Source organism: Pseudonocardia sp. TMWB2A (assembly GCF_017312135.1).
The window spans coordinates 4,312,750-4,329,246 of the sequence record NZ_QKQY01000002.1 but is presented as its reverse complement, the minus strand read 5'-3'; the positions used below and the strand labels follow the sequence as shown (position 1 = coordinate 4,329,246).

Annotated in this window: 10 protein-coding genes; 9 read left to right on the top strand and 1 reads right to left on the bottom strand. The window is 75.8% G+C overall.

All coding sequences use genetic code 11. The features are described 5' to 3' along the window. Positions 1 to 129 precede the first annotated feature (129 nt). Positions 130 to 1,341: an acyl-CoA dehydrogenase family protein gene (locus DMP17_RS34720; RefSeq protein WP_337831756.1), complete on the top strand. Its 1,212-nt coding sequence runs from the start codon at positions 130 to 132 to the stop codon at positions 1,339 to 1,341. Further along, complete coding sequence (locus tag DMP17_RS34715; protein ID WP_337831755.1) at positions 1,334 to 2,500, top strand: acyl-CoA dehydrogenase family protein; 1,167 nt, start codon at positions 1,334 to 1,336, stop codon at positions 2,498 to 2,500. The genes DMP17_RS34720 and DMP17_RS34715 overlap by 8 nt, the downstream gene beginning before the upstream one ends. 15 nt (positions 2,501 to 2,515) lie before the next feature. On the opposite strand, the gene DMP17_RS34710 is transcribed toward DMP17_RS34715, so the two are convergent. Further along, entirely contained in the window at positions 2,516 to 3,997 is a 1,482-nt protein-coding gene (locus DMP17_RS34710; RefSeq protein ID WP_443217936.1) for an alkaline phosphatase D family protein, read from the bottom strand. A 357-nt stretch (positions 3,998 to 4,354) separates the two neighbouring features. Here DMP17_RS34710 and DMP17_RS34705 point away from each other — a divergent pair, with 357 nt between their 5' ends. Genes DMP17_RS34705 through DMP17_RS34675 form a run of 7 tightly spaced genes read left to right on the top strand, consistent with a single transcriptional unit; the run spans position 4,355 to position 16,455 of the window. Continuing rightward, positions 4,355 to 7,177, top strand: coding sequence for a Pls/PosA family non-ribosomal peptide synthetase (locus tag DMP17_RS34705; protein ID WP_337831753.1), 2,823 nt, complete (start codon positions 4,355 to 4,357; stop codon positions 7,175 to 7,177). Further along, on the top strand, positions 7,174 to 9,714 hold the full coding sequence (locus DMP17_RS34700; protein ID WP_337831752.1) for a non-ribosomal peptide synthetase: 2,541 nt from the start codon (positions 7,174 to 7,176) through the stop codon (positions 9,712 to 9,714). The genes DMP17_RS34705 and DMP17_RS34700 overlap by 4 nt, the downstream gene beginning before the upstream one ends. A gap of 17 nt (positions 9,715 to 9,731) precedes the next feature. Beyond that, positions 9,732 to 10,709: a TauD/TfdA family dioxygenase gene (locus DMP17_RS34695; RefSeq protein ID WP_337831751.1), complete on the top strand. Its 978-nt coding sequence runs from the start codon at positions 9,732 to 9,734 to the stop codon at positions 10,707 to 10,709. Beyond that, complete coding sequence (gene sbnB / locus DMP17_RS34690) at positions 10,706 to 11,749, top strand: 2,3-diaminopropionate biosynthesis protein SbnB (RefSeq protein ID WP_337831750.1); 1,044 nt, start codon at positions 10,706 to 10,708, stop codon at positions 11,747 to 11,749. The genes DMP17_RS34695 and sbnB overlap by 4 nt, the downstream gene beginning before the upstream one ends. A 31-nt stretch (positions 11,750 to 11,780) precedes the next feature. Next, entirely contained in the window at positions 11,781 to 12,836 is a 1,056-nt protein-coding gene (sbnA, locus tag DMP17_RS34685) for a 2,3-diaminopropionate biosynthesis protein SbnA (RefSeq protein WP_226357548.1), read from the top strand. Further along, positions 12,836 to 15,358: a hypothetical protein gene (locus tag DMP17_RS34680; RefSeq protein ID WP_337831749.1), complete on the top strand. Its 2,523-nt coding sequence runs from the start codon at positions 12,836 to 12,838 to the stop codon at positions 15,356 to 15,358. Before sbnA ends, DMP17_RS34680 begins: the two co-directional genes overlap by 1 nt. Further along, a complete protein-coding gene (locus DMP17_RS34675) occupies positions 15,355 to 16,455 on the top strand; it encodes an FAD-dependent oxidoreductase (RefSeq protein WP_226364503.1) in 1,101 nt (366 codons plus the stop codon). Before DMP17_RS34680 ends, DMP17_RS34675 begins: the two co-directional genes overlap by 4 nt. The last annotated feature ends 42 nt before the right edge of the window (positions 16,456 to 16,497 follow it).

Genomic DNA, 16,497 nt, shown 5'->3' with positions numbered 1-16,497 from the left:
CTGCGTCAGACGGACGAACCTGATGTCGCGTACGGACCAGGAACCGTTAACCGTGGTCCCCGAAACTGATGACGGCTAGGTTCGGAGCGACGTCGACGACGACCGTCAGGCCCACCTTCCGGAGGTGCGATGAGCTCGCCCACCACGACCCGACCGGCATCCGACGCGGCCCGCGTGGCACAGGCCGCCCGGGAGGTGGTCGAGGCCCACGACCCGCGGTCGGTGCCGCGCGAGGAGCTGTTCGGCGCTCTCTACGACGCCGGGCTCGCCTGGGTGCACCACCCCGAGGGGCTCGGCGGGCTCGACCTGTCCCGCGGGCTGCAGTCGGTGATCGACCAGATCGTCACCGACGCCGGCGGCGAGCGGATGTTCGCGGTCAACCCGATCGGCTACGGCATGGGCGCGCCGACCGTCGTCGAGTACGGCCCGGACCGTGACCAGGTGGCGGCCTGGCTGCGGCCGATGGCCACCGGCGAGGAGATCTGGTGCCAGCTGTTCAGCGAGCCCGGCGCCGGCTCCGACGTCGCGGGCCTGGCCACCTCCGCGGTCCGCGACGGCGACGAGTGGGTCGTCAACGGGCAGAAGGTCTGGACGACCCTGGCCCACGTCGCGCGGTGGGGGATGCTCGTCGCCCGCACCGACCCCGACCAGCCCAAGCACCGCGGCCTGACCTACTTCGTGATCGACATGACCCAGCAGGGTGTCGACGTCCGCCCGCTGCGGCAGATGACCGGGCAGGCCGAGTTCAACGAGGTCCACCTGCACGACGCCCGGGTCCTCGACGCGCACCGGCTCGGCGAGGTCGGCGCCGGCTGGAAGGTCGCGATCACCACCCTGATGAACGAGCGCACCGCCATCGGCGGGGTCACCGGGCGGCGCGGCAGCGGCGTCATCGGCGAGGCGCTGGGCCTGTGGCGGGCCCACCCCGACCGGCACACCCCGGTGCTGCGCGACCGGCTCGCGGCACTGTGGACCCGCGCCGAGACCCACCGCCTCACCCTCGCCCGCGCGCGGCGCACCGCGAGCGCCGGACAGCCCGGTCCGGAGGGGTCGGTGTCCAAGCTGGTCGGCGCCGAGCTGAACCAGGACGTCTACGAGTTCTGCATGGACCTGCTCGGCCCGGACGCGCTGCTCTACGACGACTGGACGATGGACCGAGCACGGGTGCACACCGACCCGAACTCCACGGTGCAGCAGCGCTTCCTCCGCTCACGCGCGAACACCATCGAGGGCGGCACCTCGGAGGTCATGCGCAACATCCTCGGCGAACGCGTCCTCGGTCTGCCCGGCGAGCCCCGGTCGGACTCCGACCGCCCCTGGAAGGAGGTCCCCCGTGGCTGAGCAGGAGCTCCGGGAGTTCGACGTCACCGACGAGCAGCGCGAGCTGCGCGCGGCACTGCACCGCTTCGCCGAGCGCCAGCACGACGAGGCCACCCTGCGCCGGCTCGTCGACACCACCGACGGGTTCGACCGGGCACTGTGGGCCCGGCTCGGCACCGAGCTCGGCGCGCTGTCCCTCGCGGTGCCCGAGGACCTCGGCGGCGCCGGCGGGACCTGTGTGGACCAGGCCGTCGCGGCGGAGGAGCTGGGTGCGGCGCTGGTGACCGGGCCGCTGCTCGGCACCGTCGCGCTCGCGGTCCCGGCGCTGGTCGCGGCCCCGGCGGGCGACGGGCGCGACGCGCTGCTCGCCGCGCTGGCCGACGGCTCGCGCACCGCGGCCCTGGTCGCCCGGCTCACCGAGCCCTACGACGGCGCCTCCGCGGCCGGTGTCACCGCCGACGGCGACCGGCTCACCGGCACGGTGGAGCACGTCCCGGACGCGGGCGCCGCGGACGTGCTGGTCGTCGCGGCCGCGGGCCCCGAGGGCCCGGTGCTGGCCGTGGTCGACCCCGGCGCCGACGGGGTGCGGGTGCAGCGGTGCGGCTCGTTCGACGTGACCCGCCCGGTCGCCCGGGTCGTCCTCGACGGGGCGACCGGCACCGTGCTCGCCACCGGCGCGGACGCCGACGGCGCGCTGCGGCACGCCTTCCGCACCGCCGGGGCGCTGCTCGCCGCCGAACAGGCCGGCATCGCCCGCCGGCTGCTCGACCTGACCGTCGCCTACGCGAAGGAGCGGCTGCAGTTCGGCAGGCCCATCGGGTCGTTCCAGGCGGTCAAGCACCGGTGCGCGGACATGCTGGTCGCCGTCGAACAGGCCCGGACCGCGGCGCTGCACGCGGCCTGGGCGGTCGACGACCCGCGCGTCGACGACGCCGACCTCGCCGTGTCGATCGCGCAGGCCACCTGCTCGGAGACGGCGTACCGGGTCGCCGCCGACGCGGTGCAGCTGCACGGCGGGATCGGCTTCACCTGGGAGCACGTCGCGCACCTGTACTACAAGCGCGCCGTCGCCGACGCGGCGCTGCTCGGGTCCGCCGAGGCTCACCGCGAGCGCATCGCCGCGCTGGTGCTGGACACCCTCGACGACGACGTCCGCGAGCCCCGGGTGGCGACCGGCTGAGCGCCGGGGGCCGGGTCAGACCTTGTTCAGGCCCGGCTCCCGGTCCGGCACCACGAACGACGCCGCCGTGCGCACCGTGGCACCGGGCTCGCTGACCCGGGACACGGTGCGGAAGTCCGCGCGCATCTGCGCGGGGGTGAACGTCGCCAGCACGTAGCCGCGCCGGTCGAGCGACCACACCGAGCTGCCGCTGCCACCGGACTTCGCGTCGCCGTCGCCGTCGCCGCCGGAGGTGACCGAGGTGGTGACGAGCTCGGTGCCGGCGATCCGGTCGTCGGCACCGGGGATCTCGTTGGCGTGGTGGACGTGCTCGTCGCCGGTGAGGACGACGGCGTTGCGCACGCCCGCCTCGGTCCAGCCGCGGACCACCCGCTCCCGGGACCCGGTGAACTCCCCCCAGGTGCCGGACTTGCCGCCCCGGCGCGGGGCGAAGAACACCTGCTGGGCCAGCACGTCCCAGCCCGCGGCGGAGTCGGCCAGCCCGCGCAGCAGCCAGCGTTCCTGGTCGGCGCCGAGCATCGAGCCGCGCATCCGGTACTGACGGGTGTCCAGGACGTGGAAGGTGGCGAGCGAGCCCCACGCGAGCCGCCGGTAGAGCCGGATGTCCGGGCCGTCGGGCACCGAGGTCCGGCGCAGCGGCATGTGCTCGTAGTACGCCTGGGCCGCGGCACGGCGCCGGTCGGGCGTCGCGCCGTCCCAGTCGTTGACGACCTCGTGGTCGTCCCACACGACCACCCACGGTGCGACGGCGTGCGCGGCGCGCAGGTCCTCGTCGGAGCGCTGGTGGGCGTGGGTACGGCGGTACCCGGCGAGGGTCTTCGGCTCCGGTGGTCCCGGGTCGCGGACCTCGCCCCGGTCGGTCTCGTAGAAGTAGTCGCCCAGGTGCAGGACGAGGTCGGGGGCGTCAGCGGCCAGCCCGCGGTAGGCGGTGAAGTGGCCCGCCCCGAACTTCGCGCACGACGCCGTCGCGATGGTCAGTGCGGCGGCGGACGCCCCCGCCGCGGGCGCGGTCCGGGTGCGCGCGACGGGGGAGAGGTGGCCACCGGTACGGAACCGGTAGAAGTACTCGCGGCCCGGGGCGAGTCCCGCGGGCTCGGCGTGCACGCTGTGCGCGAGCTCGCGGGTGGCGGTCTCGGTGCCGCGCGACACGACGCGGGCGAAGCGCTCGTCCTCGGCGACCTCCCACTCGACCTCGACGGCCCGGTCGGGCATGCCGCCGCGGCCGTCCTCGGCGTCGGGCTCGGGGGCGAGCCGGGTCCACAGGACCATCCCGTCGGGCGCGGGATCGCCCGAGGCGACGCCGAGGGTGAACGGGTCGGGCGTCGTCGCCTGGCGCAGGGCACCGGCGAACCAGCGGGGCACGGCGGCGGGCTCACCGCCGGGCGTGGCCGGCACCAGCCCGGCGACCGCGGCCCCGAGGGTGCCGAGCAGCACGCTGCGGCGTGGCAGTGCGGTCACACGTCCTCCTGTGCGTGGTGGTCGGGGAGAACCGTCCATTCTCCGCCCCGGCGACCCCGGCGGCGGTGCGCCCGCGCCGGGGCCGGGGTCGCCGGACGAGTGAATCACCGCGCGTGCCCGGCCACGGGCGATCGGCCGGAACCGGCCGGGTGCACCCCCGGTCCCCCGCGGCACGCCCGCACCGACGACTGATATGTAGTGAGCTGTGTCACATCCTGGCTCACGTCGAACCTCCGCTCGTCGAGTCACGAAAACAGTTCATCGGGATCGCGTCGCATCGCGGCCCGCGACCGCGACGCCCTCGACGTCGCGGTCGGAATCGTGCCGCTGTGCCCCGGAAACGGTGTGAGCCGGGGGTCGGCCGATCATAAAAAATGACTATGTAACGCGTTGGAAATGGTCGACGATTCTGCCCGTACAAGCTCGTACTGCCGGGGGATGGCGATGGTGTCGAAAGACGGGGTGATGACCGCCGGGCCTGTGCGCGAACAGGAATCGCGCACGGTGTCCGAGTCGGAACACGCTGTCGTGATTGCGTTCACAGCGATCATCACGGAGCTGCTCGACGCACCCGTGCGGCCGGACGACCACTTCTTCGTCGACGCCGGCGCCGACTCCATGGTCCTCGCCCGGTTCTGTGCGCGGGTCCGGCAGCGGCCCGACCTGCCGCACGTCGCGATGACCGACGTCTACGCCCACCCCACCGTGGCCGGGCTGGCCGCGGCGCTCGCCCCGTCCGTCGCGCGTCCCGGACGCACCGTCGACGACGTGCGCGAGGGCTACCGCGCGATCCTCGCCGACCTGGTCGGCGCCGACGTCGGGGTCGACGCCGACGTGTTCGCCGACCTCGGCGCCGACTCCATGACGATGACCCGGTTCTGCGCCCGGGTGCGCCGCCGCGACGACCTGCCCGACGTCGCGATGACCGACGTCTACGCCCACCCCACCGCCGCCGGCCTGGCCGTCGCGCTCGCCGGGGACGCCGGCCCCGTGGTGGACGAGGCACCGCCCGCGCAGCCGGTCCCGACCGGCTCCACCCGCGCCTACGTGCTGTGCGGCGCGGCGCAGCTGCTCACCTTCGTCGTGTTCACCCTCGCCTACGGCACCCTGCTCGGCGCGGTCTACGAGTGGATCGCCCTCGGCACCGGGCTGCTCAGCTTCTACCTGCGCTCGCTGGCCGCGGTGTCGGTGGCCTTCACGGTGTTCGCGGTGCTCCCGATCGCCGCGAAGTGGCTGCTCGTCGGCCGCTGGACCGAACGCGAGATCCCGCTGTGGAGCGCGTCGTACTACCGGTTCTGGCTGGCCAGGACCCTGGTCCGGACCAACCCGCTGCTGCTGGTCGCCGCGGGCTCTCCGCTGCTGCCGCTCTACATGCGCCTGCTCGGCGCCCGGATCGGGCCCGGCGTGGTCATGCTGGCGCGCACCGTCCCGGCCTGCCCGGACCTGCTCACCGTCGGCGGGAACACCGTGCTGCGCAAGGACTCGATCCTGTCCTGCTACCGCGCCGAGCCGGGCATCATCCGGACCGGGCGGGTCACGATCGGCTCCCGCGTCGTCGTCGGAGAGGCGGCGGTGATCGACATCGGCACCACGATCGGCGACGACGCCCGGCTCGCCCACGCCTCCTCGCTGCACACCGGCCAGGTCGTCCCGGCCGGACAGACCTGGTGGGGCACGCCCGCCCGCCCGGGCGGCGGTGACCCCGGTGCCGCGGTGTCCGCCCCGGTCGGGCCGGGCCGGCGCGCCGGCTACGCGATGGGTCAGCTCGGCTGGCTGCTGCTGGTCTGGCTGCCGCTGGGGACCGGCGTGCTCGACGCGGTGCTGGAGCGGATCCCGACTCTGGCCGCGGTGCTGGCCGCCGGGACCGCGGACGTCCTGTCCGGGCAGATGTGGATCGACGCGGTCCTCACCACGACCGTCCTGCTCGTCGGCGGCATGGTGGTCGGGCTGTTCGGCGCCGCCGTCGTCGCGCGGGTGCTGTCGGCCGGGCTCACCGAGGGGCGTCCCTATCCCCTCTACGGTCTCCGGTACACGTTGCAGCGCACCGTGTTACGGATCACCAACATCAAGTTCTTCACCTATCTGTTCGGCGACAGCTCCTACATCGTCGATTATCTCCGGATCATCGGGCACGATCTCCGACGTACGCCGCAGACGGGCACGAATTTCGGTACGGCGGTGAAGCAGGAGACGCCGTACGCGAGCTCGATCGGAACCGGGACGATGGTCGCCGACGGCCTGTCCATCGTCAATGTCGACTATTCGGACACCGCATTCGTCGTGAACCGGACCCGGATCGGGTCGAACTCGTTCCTGGGCAACAGGATCGTCTACACCGCGGGTTCCCGGGTCGGCGACGACTGCCTGATCGCCACCAAGACGCTCGTCCCGACCGACGGCCCGGTACGGACCGGGGTCGGCCTGCTCGGCTCGCCGCCGTTCGAGATCCCCCGCACCGTCGCCCGGGACGCGACCTTCGGGCACCTGCACACCGGACTCGACCTGCACGACCGGCTGCGCGCCAAGAACCGCTACAACCGCCGGTCGATCGCGCTGGCCCTGGCGGTCCGCTGGGGCGCCCTGTTCGGGATCACCCTGCTCTCGCTCGTCGTCGCGGCGCTGATCGTGCCGCTCGGCCCGATCGCGGTCGGGGTGCAGCTGCTCGCGTCGCTGCTGTTCACGATGGCGTACTCGATCGCCGTCGAGCGGCTCGCCGTCGCCGGGCGGCGCCGGCTGCGGCCCCGCTTCTGCTCGGTGTACGACCCGTACTTCTGGTGGCACGAGCGCTACTGGAAGCTCGTCGTGCAGGGCTGGGACCGGATGCTCGCCGGGACCCCCTTCAAGAACCTCGTCACCCGCGCGCTCGGCGTGCAGATCGGCCGCCGCGTCTTCGACGACGGCTGCGGCATGACCGACCGCACGCTCGTGCGGATCGGCGACGACGCCGTCCTCAACGCCGGCGCGGTCCTGCAGTGCCACTCGCAGGAGGACGGCACCTTCAAGTCCGACCACATCACCGTCGGCACCGGCGCCTGCCTCGACGTCGGCGCCTTCGTCCACTACGGCGCCGTCGTCGGCGACGCCGCCCGGATCGGCTGCGACGCCTTCCTCATGAAGGGCGAGGACGTCCCGGCCGGTGCCTTCTGGGAGGGGAACCCGGCCCGCGCCACGCCCCGGCCCGCCCCCACCCCGCTGTCGAACGGAGAGTCCGCACGATGACCGGCACGCTCGCCGACCCCACCACCTCGACCACCCGTGAGCACTGGAGCCGGGTACTGCTGACCGGCGGCGCCACCCCGGCCCCGTCCTGGACGGCGACACCCCGGCCCGGGACCGCCGTGCACACCGAGCCGATCCCGCGGGACGCGGTCGCCGCCGTCGCCGCGGTGACCGGCGTGGAGCCCGGCGCGGTGCTGCTCGCCGCGCACGCCGCCGTCCTCGCGGCCCTGTCCGGCGACACCGAGGTGACCGCCGGCGTCCCCGCCCGCACCGGCGCGACGCCGCTGCCGGTGTGCCTGGACACGGCCCGCAGCTGGTCCGCGCTGGTCACCGCCGCCGCCGACGCCCTGGCCGGGCTGCGCGCCCACCCCGACCCCGACCTGGGACGCCTCGCCGCCGAGCTCGGGACGGCGGTGCCCTTGTTCGGCACCGTGCTCGACCCGGGCGCCGACCTGCGCGGCGACGAGATCGCCCCCGGCGCGCTGGACCGCACCGGTGACCGCGGTGCCGACACGGACACCACCACCGGCGACGGGCCGGGTGCCGCCGGGCTGCACGTCGCGGTGTCCGGGGCGACCCTGCGCCTGACCTACCGCCTCGACCTGCTCGACGTGGGCGCGGCCGCCCGGATCGCCGGCTACCACGCCGCGGCCCTGGCTCTCGCCGCCGCCGACCCCGGCGCGCCCGTGCGCCCGTCGGCGCTGGTCGGGCGGGCCGAGCGCGACGCCCAGCTCGGCGACCTCGCCGGCCGGCCCCGGGACCTGCCCGACCGCCGCCCGCACGAGCTGCTCGCCGACCGCGCCGCCGCGGCCCCCGACGAGGTCGTCGCCGAGCACGCGGGCGTCACCCTCACCCGCGCCGAGCTGGAGGACCGCGCCGCCCGCGTCGCCTCGACCCTGCTCGACGCCGGGCTGGCGCCCGAGGACGTCGTCGCCGTGGTGTGCGACCGCGACCTCGACTGGATGGTCGCGGTGCTCGCCGTCCTGCGCGCCGGTGGCGCCTACCTGCCGGTCGAGCCGCACTTCCCGGCCGAGCGGATCGCCCGCACGCTCACCCGCGCCGGGTGCCGGATCGCGCTGACCACCGACGCCACCCGCGCCCACCTCGACGAGGCCGGCGTCGCGACGACGGTGCTGACCGTGCCCGACGCGGTCGCCGCCGCCGACGGCCCCGCACCCACCGCCGACGTCCCGGCCGACGGGCTCGCCTACCTGTACTTCACCTCCGGCTCCACCGGCGAGCCCAAGGGCGCGATGTGCGAGCACGCCGGGATGCTCAACCACCTGCTCGCCAAGATCGAGGACCTGGAGCTGGAGCCGGGCTGCGTGGTCGCCCAGACCGCGCCGCAGTGCTTCGACATCTCGCTGTGGCAGCTCGTCGCGGGTCCGCTCGCCGGCGGGCGGACCCTGCTCGTCGAGCAGGACGTGATCCTCGACGTCCGCCGCTTCGTCGACACCCTGGTGCGGTCCCGGGTCACCGTCGCCCAGCTCGTGCCCAGCTACCTCGAGGTCGTGCTGACCTACCTGGAGGAGCACCCCACGGCGCTGCCCGACCTGCGGATGGTCTCGGCCACCGGGGAGGCGCTCAAGACCGAGCTGGTGCAGCGCTGGTTCCGGGTGCTGCCCGGCGTCCCGCTGGTCAACGCCTACGGCCTCACCGAGACCTCCGACGACACGAACCACGCCGTGCTGCGCGAGGCCCCCGCGGACGGCCGGGTCCCGCTCGGCGCCCCGGTGCCCGGGGTGAAGGTCTACGTCGTCGACGCCGACCTGGCGCCGGTCCCGCTCGGCGCGCCCGGGGAGATCGTGTTCTCCGGGGTGTGCGTCGGCCGCGGCTACGTCAACGACCCCGACCGCACCGCCGCCGCGTTCGGCTCGGACCCGCACCGGCCCGGTGAGCGGCTCTACCGCAGCGGCGACCACGGCCGCTGGCGCCCGGACGGGCAGCTCGAGTTCCTCGGCCGCCGCGACAACCAGGTCAAGATCCGCGGGTTCCGGATCGAGATCGGCGAGATCGAGAACGCGCTGCTGGCGGTGCCCGGCGTCCGCGACGCGTGCGTCGTCGTCGCGACGACCGCGGGCGGGCCGCAGCTGGTCGCCTACCACGCCGGCGACGGCCCGGACGCGCCCGAGGTGCGGGCCCGGCTGGCGCGCAGCCTGCCCGCCTACATGGTCCCGCCGACGGTCCACCGGCTCGACCCGCTGCCGGTCACCGCCAACGGCAAGATCGACCGCAAGACCCTCACCGCGCACGCGACCGCGGCCGCGGCGCAGGCCGCCGTCGCTCCGGCGGTGGGTGGCCCGACCGGCGGCGAGCTCACCGCGGCCCAGCGCCGCGTCGTCGACGCCGTCACCCGCGTGCTCGACCTGCCCGCCGGATCGGTGGGCCCCGACGACGACTTCGCCGACCTGGGGGGCAGCTCGCTGTCCGCGGTGAAGCTCGTGATCGCACTCGGCCGGGCCGTCACGGTCCGCCAGGTGCTCGACCATCCCGTCCTCACCGACCTCGCCGGGTTGCTCCCGGCCGACCAGCTCTGACCACCACAGGGGGAGACATGACCGGATCACTGCTGGGGGTGCGCCCGCACCCCGGACGACCGCCCGTCCTCGACGCCGGCCCGGGCGGCGACGCCGCCGGCTGGACCGAGCGCCACGGCGACGCGCTGCGCGACCTGCTCGACGACCACGGTGTCGTGCTGGTGCGCGGGCTCGGCCTGCGCACCGTCGCCGACGTCGCCGGTGTGGCCGCCCGGCTGGGGACCGGCAGCTACGTCGAGTGCGAGGCGATCGCCGCCCGGACCCTGCTGTCCGACGGCGTCTACTCGGCCACCCCGTGGCCCGCGCGCCAGCCGATGTGCGCCCACCACGAGCTGTCCTACGTCCTGGACACGCCCGCCACGCTGCTGTTCGCCTGCCTGCGTGCACCCGAGACCGGCGGCGCGACACCGCTGGTCGACACCACCCGGGTCGCGGCGGACCTGCCGCCCGCACTCGTCGACCGCGTCGAGCGCGAGGGCTGGATCCTCACCCGCTCCTACGGTGACGACATCGGCGCCTCCTGGGAGCAGGCGTTCGGCACCGCCGACCGCGACGTCGTCGAGCGCTACTGCCGGGCCAACGCCATCGCCACCGAGTGGACGCCCGACGGCGGGCTCCGCACCCGCCAGCGCCGGCACGGCGTGCTGATGCACCCGGTCACCGGGCAGCGGGTCTGGTTCAACCAGATCGCGTTCCTGTCGGAGTTCGCGATGGACCCCGAGGTCCGCGAGTTCCTGCTGGAGATGCACGGCCCGGACGGGCTGCCGTTCAGCACCCGCTTCGGCGACGGCTCCCCGGTGCCCGAGGCGGTCGTCGACGAGATCAACGCCGCGCACGACCGGCACGCCGTCCGCGAGCCCTGGCAGGACGGCGACCTGCTGGTCGTGGACAACCTGCGATTCGCCCACGGCCGCGACCCCTACACCGGCGACCGGCACGTCGTCGTCGCCATGACCGACGGCGTCGCCGTCCCCGCCTTCGAGGGAGCCCGATGAACGCCCCGGCCGAGTCCGTCCCCGCCTTCTCCGTGATCTCCGGCGCCCAGGTGGCGCGGGCGCTCGGCGGGCGGGAGAAGGAGCTCGTCGAGCTCGTCGAGGACACCTACCGGGTGCACGGTGCCGGTGCGACGGTGAACCCGCCGTCGTACTTCCTGCGGTTCCCGGACCGGCCGTCGTCGCGGATCATCGCGCTGCCCGCGTCGCTGGGCGGCACCGGTGACGACACCGGCGTCGACGGCATCAAGTGGATCTCCAGCTTCCCGGAGAACGTCGCCCGCGGCGTCCCCCGGGCCTCGGCGGTGCTGATCCTCAACGACCCCCGCACCGGCTACCCGTACGCCTGCCTGGAGAGCTCGATCATCTCCGCGACGCGCACCGCGGCGTCCGCGGCCTCGGCGGCCGACCGGCTCTCGCGCGACGGGGCCCGCCCGCGTCGCGTCGGGTTCGTCGGGACCGGGCTGATCGCCCGCTACATCCACCAGTTCCTGGTCGGCACCGGCTGGACCTTCGACGAGGTCGGCGTGTTCGACCTCTCCGCGGACTCCGCCGAGGGGTTCCGGGGCCACGTCGAGCGCACCGCGCCGGGCGAGGTCCGGATCCACGACTCCGCCGAGTCGCTGGTCCGCGGCAGCGACCTGGTGATCTTCGCGACCGTCGCGGGGACCCCGCACGTGCACGACCCCGCCTGGTTCGACCACCACCCGCTGGTGCTCAACGTGTCGCTGCGCGACCTGTCCGCGGACATCGTGCTCAGCGCCTTCAACGTCCTCGACGACGTCGAGCACTGCCTCAAGGCCGACACCTCCCCGCACCTGGCCGAACAGGCCACGGGGAACCGCGACTTCGTCGACGGGACCCTCGACCAGGTGCTCGACGGCACGCTGGCCGTCCCCACCGACCGCACGGTCGTGTTCTCCCCGTTCGGCCTCGGGGTCCTCGACCTCGCCGTCGGACGGTTCGTCCACGCCGAGGTCGCCCGCGCCGGCGAGCTGCACACCGTCGACGACTTCTTCCACGAGCTGAGCCGGCACGGCTGAGCCGCCACCACTGGTACACGAGGGGTCGACGATGACCGTCATCTCCGCACCCGAAGACTTCAACACCGACGACCTGTACGTCGACCTGACCGGGGTCCTCGGACTGTCGCTCTACCTCAAGTGCGAGGGCTTCAACTTCGCAGGATCGGTCAAGCTCAAGGCCGCGCTCGGCATGGTCACCGACGCCGAGCGGCGCGGCCTGCTGCGTCGCGGATCGGTGCTCGTGGAGTCCTCCTCGGGCAACCTCGGCGTCGCGCTCGCCATGATCGCGGCGAGCCGGGGCTACCGGTTCGTCTGCGTCACCGACCCGCGCTGCAACCCGGCGACGCACCGGCTGATGGAGGCGCTCGGCGCGGAGGTCCGCGTCGTCGACACCCCGGACGCGGCCGGTGGCTTCCTCGCCACCCGGATCGCGCTGGTCCGCTCGCTGGTCGCCGGCGACGACCGCTACGTCTGGCTCAACCAGTACGCCAACCCGGAGAACCAGGGCTCGCACCTGGTCACCACGGGGCCGGAGATCGAGGCGGCGTTCCCGCAGCTCGACGTGGTCTTCGTCGGCGCGGGCACGACCGGCACGCTGATGGGCTGCGCCCGCTACTTCCGGTCCCGGCCGCGGCCGGTCCGGGTGGTCGCGGTCGACGCGGCCGGGTCGGTCACCTTCGGCGACCGGCCGACGCCCCGGATGATCCCGGGGCTGGGCACCAGCGTCCGCCCGGAGGCGCTCGACGAGTCCTACATCGACGACGTCGTGCACGTCGCCGAGCCCGACACGCTCGAGGCGTGCCACGCCCTGGCCCGCCGCGGGTTCCTGTTCGGCGGGTCGACGGGCACCGTCGTCGCGGGGGCCGCGGACTGGCTGCGCCGCCACGGTGACGCGACGACCACGGCCGTCGCGCTCGCCCCGGACCTGGGGGAGCGCTACCTCGACACGGTCTACCGGCCGTCGTGGCTGGCCGAGCACTTCGGCCCCGAGGTGGCGGCCGGGATGCCGCAGCCGCGCGACGCCACGATCACCGAGGTCACGCCCGCCGGTGTGGTCACCGAGATCCTGCCCGGCGGCCCGGCCCTGGTCGCGGGGTCCCGCTGATGGCCCGCACCAGGACCCCGCGGGCCCCGCTGGTCCCGCCGCGGCGCGAGGCACCGGCGGAGACGGCGGCCGGGGCGTCGCCGTCCCGGCCGACGCCCTACCGCCGAGAGAACGCGTCGCAGGAGCCCGCCGGCGGTGCCCCGGGTGCCGTCGACGACGCCTCCGCGACGACGGCGCTGCCCGCGGTCACCCCGTCGTCGGCCGGTGGGGGGCCGGTCCCGGCGCGCAACGCCGGGACGGCGGCCCCGCCGCAGCAGGGCGGGGCGTCGGCCATGCCGTCCTCCGGTGCGGCCCCGGCGCGGGGCGACGAGCGAGTCCCGGTGCGCGACGCCGACCCGGCGTCGCCCGGCACCGGTGCCGCCGAGCCGTCCCGCTCCGCCGAGCCGTCGCGTTCCGCTGAGCCGTCGCGTTCCGGCACGCCGGAGCGGGCCCGGTCGCGGCGGCGGGGGCTGCTGCCGCCGCCGGGTGCGGTGACCCGCGCCGAGCCCGCCGCGTCGCCGGCGGGTGCCGGTACCCCGGACGGTTCCGGCGCTCCCGGTGCTTCCGGTACGTCCGGTGTCTCCGCTGCTTCCGGCGCTTCCGGGGTGGAGGACACCGTGCAGACGCGCCCGCGCACCGGGGCCGACCCGCGCAACGGCACCGACCCGCGCAACGGGACCGACGCGCAGCACGGGACCGAGTCGCGCACCTCGGCCGGGGCACGCACCGGGGCCGAGACACGCAACGGCACCGACGCACGCAACGGCACCGAGCCGCGCGCCGGGGCCCACCGCACCGCGACCCCGACGTCGCTGCCGACCTCACCCCGCACCGACACCCCGGCCACGTCCACGGCTCCGCCTCCGGCTCCGGTGAACGGCGCGAAGGGCGTGAACGGCGTGAACGGTGCGCACGGCGCGGCGTCGGCCACGACGCCCGTCGACCCGTCGGCGGTCACGGGGACGGCGCCGGTCACCGGCCCGTCGGCCCTGCCCACCCGGTCCACAGCGTCGGGCGCGCCGGCACCGACGGCACCGTCCCGCCCGTCCCCGGCCACCTCGGCGATCCCGCGGGTGCCGCCGACGGCGTCCGTGCCCACCCGGGCACCGGCCCCGCAGCGGTCCCCGGTCGCACCCCTGCGCCCGGCCCCGACGGGATCCGCACCCGCGCTGCCGGCCGGGTTCGACGGTCCGGCCCCGCCGACGGCCCCGCCCGTGGCGCCCCGGCCGGACCGGACCGCGGCACCGGCCCCGTCGACCACCCCCGCGGCCGCACCGATCCCGGCCGCGACACCGGCACCCGTCTCGTCCGGGGCGGACCGCAACGGCCCCCTGACGGAGATCGGCGCGACCCTGCGCCGTCGCCGCGTCCCCGTCACCGGCGCCGTGCTGCTCGCGGCCGCGGGCGCCGCGGGCCTGGCCGTGCTCTTCCCACCGCCCACCGTCGCGACGACGTCGGTGCAGGTCGGCTCGGTCGGCACCGCCGACCCCGGGCCCGCCACCACCCGCGCGCTCGCCGCGGCCGGCAGCGCCGCCTTCACCGACCGCGTCGCCCAGCTGACCGGCTCCACCGTCACCGACGTCGCCGGGCGCCTCGTGCTCACCGCACCCGAACCGGGTGTGGTCGCCGTCCGCGCCACCGGCACCGACGACGCGACCGCCACCGCGCTGGCCGGTGACGCGGTCACCGCGCTGCGCGAGCGCATCGGCGCCCTCGACGCCGCCGTCACCACCGGCGGCACCCAGCCGCTGCGCGCCGAGATCGACCGGCGCGCCGCCGACGCCCAGGCCACCGGCAACTCGGGCACCACCGGGACCGACCCGGTCGCCGAGCAGCTCGGCCGGACGCTGGCCGACCGGACCGGGCAGGTCACCGTCGTCGTCGACGGGCCCGCCCCGGTCGTCGCACCGGAGGTCCCGACCGCGTGGTGGGTCGGCGGAGCGGCCGGGATCGGCGCCGGTGCGGCGCTGCTGCTGGCCGGTCTCGGGGTGCCCGCGGTCCGCCGCGGCCGCGGGCTGCTGCCCGAGGCCCACCCCGAGGACCGGCTCCGGGCCCGGCTCGACGTGCCGGTGCTCGCCCCGGGCACCGCCCCGGACGCGGTGCCGCGCCTGGCCGGTGCCTACCGCGACCTGCTGCGCGACGTCGAGTGCCTCACCGTCGTCCAGCTGACCCGCGAGCCCGCCTGCGACGTCGCGTCCGAGCTGGTCAAGGCGGCCGCACTGGTGGGGGACCGGCGTGACTACCGCGACCTCACCCCCGGCGCCCCGGCGACGACCGTCGCCCCCGGGACGCCGGTGGTGTGGGCCCTGCGCGTCCCGCGGCTCGCCCACGAGGACCTGCGCACCGTGCGCGACGGCGGGCCGAGCGTGCTCGTCGTCGAGACCGCCGCGACGACCACCGAGGACGTCGTGACGGCCGTCGCCGCGCTGCGGGCGGTCGGCGCGCCGCCGCTGCTCTGCCTGGTCTGGCCGGGACGCCTGCCCCGGGACCCGGCCCGCGTGCCGCTGCCCGCGGACGCCCGGATCCGGTCGCAGAACCCGTGAGACGGGCCGGGTCGGTCGAGTGCGCCGTCGTCGGGCTGGGTGTGCTCGGCGCGGCGTCGCTGCTCGCGCTGGCCCGCGCCGGGGTGTCCTGCGTCGGGCTGGAGTCCGGGCGCGTCGGCCACCCCGACGGCGGCTCCGGCGGCGAGACGCGGATCTTCCGCACCGCCGTCGCGACCGGGCCGGACCACGTCCGCCTGCTCGACCGCAGCCGTGAGCTCTGGACCGGGCTGCCCGGCGCGCCGTTCACCGCCTGCGGCGCGCTCACCCTCGGCGCGCGCGACGACCCGCGGGTCCGGGCGGTCGCGCTGCCGGGCCGGACCACCGTGCTCGACGCGGCCGCGGCGGCCGTGCGCTGGCCCGCGCACCTGCTCGGCGCGGACGAGGTGGCCGTGCTCGACCCGGGCGGCGGGCTGCTCGACGCCGGCACCGCCACCCGCGGGCTCGTCGCGGAGGCCCGCCGGGCCGGGGCGGCCGTCCGGGAGGGCGTCACCGTCGTCGGCATCGGCAGGCGGCGCGGGCGCGTCGTGCTGCACACCGTCGACGGCGAGACCGTCGCCGACAGCGTCGTGATCGCCACCGGCCACGGCGCCGGTCTCGTCCCGGGCGCCACCGGGATCGAGCAGCGCCGCGTCGTGCTGAGCTGGTTCGGGGTGCGCGACCCCGCCCGGTTCGCGCCCGCGGTCTTCCCTCCCGGGATCCACACCGCGGCACCGGTGCACTCGTTCTTCCCCGCCGTCGACGGCGCCACCGTCAAGATCAACCACCAGCAGCCGCAGCCCCGCGTCCACTCGCCGGCCGACCACCATCCGCTGGTCGAGGCCGGCTACACCCGGGACTGGGCCGGTGCGGTCGCCGCCCGCCTCGCCGGGATGTCCGACCGGCCCGCCCGGCTGGAGTCCTACGTCGAGGGCTACACCCCGACCCGCCGCGGCATCGTCGCGCTCGCCCCGGGGGAGCCGCGCACCGTCGTCCTCGGCGGGTTCTCCGGCCAGGGCTTCAAGTACGCCCCGGCCGTCGGCGAGCTCGTCGCCGACCTGGTGCGGACCGGCCGGTCCGGGTCGCCGGCGTTCGCCCCGGCGCTCGCGGTCGGGGGCTGAGCGGCCCGCTTCCCCGGACCCGCCCCGGGGTGCGATCGTGGG

What these genes read in the sequence shown, in the direction of transcription:
- DMP17_RS34705 (WP_337831753.1), top strand. Translation starts at nt 4,355, where the DNA reads ATGGTCGACGATTCTGCCCGTACAAGCTCGTACTGCCGGGGGATGGCG.
- DMP17_RS34710 (WP_443217936.1), bottom strand. Translation starts at nt 3,997, where the DNA reads ATGGACGGTTCTCCCCGACCACCACGCACAGGAGGACGTGTGACCGCA.
- DMP17_RS34700 (WP_337831752.1), top strand. Translation starts at nt 7,174, where the DNA reads ATGACCGGCACGCTCGCCGACCCCACCACCTCGACCACCCGTGAGCAC.
- DMP17_RS34680 (WP_337831749.1), top strand. Translation starts at nt 12,836, where the DNA reads ATGGCCCGCACCAGGACCCCGCGGGCCCCGCTGGTCCCGCCGCGGCGC.
- DMP17_RS34695 (WP_337831751.1), top strand. Translation starts at nt 9,732, where the DNA reads ATGACCGGATCACTGCTGGGGGTGCGCCCGCACCCCGGACGACCGCCC.
- sbnB (WP_337831750.1), top strand. Translation starts at nt 10,706, where the DNA reads ATGAACGCCCCGGCCGAGTCCGTCCCCGCCTTCTCCGTGATCTCCGGC.
- DMP17_RS34720 (WP_337831756.1), top strand. Translation starts at nt 130, where the DNA reads ATGAGCTCGCCCACCACGACCCGACCGGCATCCGACGCGGCCCGCGTG.
- sbnA (WP_226357548.1), top strand. Translation starts at nt 11,781, where the DNA reads ATGACCGTCATCTCCGCACCCGAAGACTTCAACACCGACGACCTGTAC.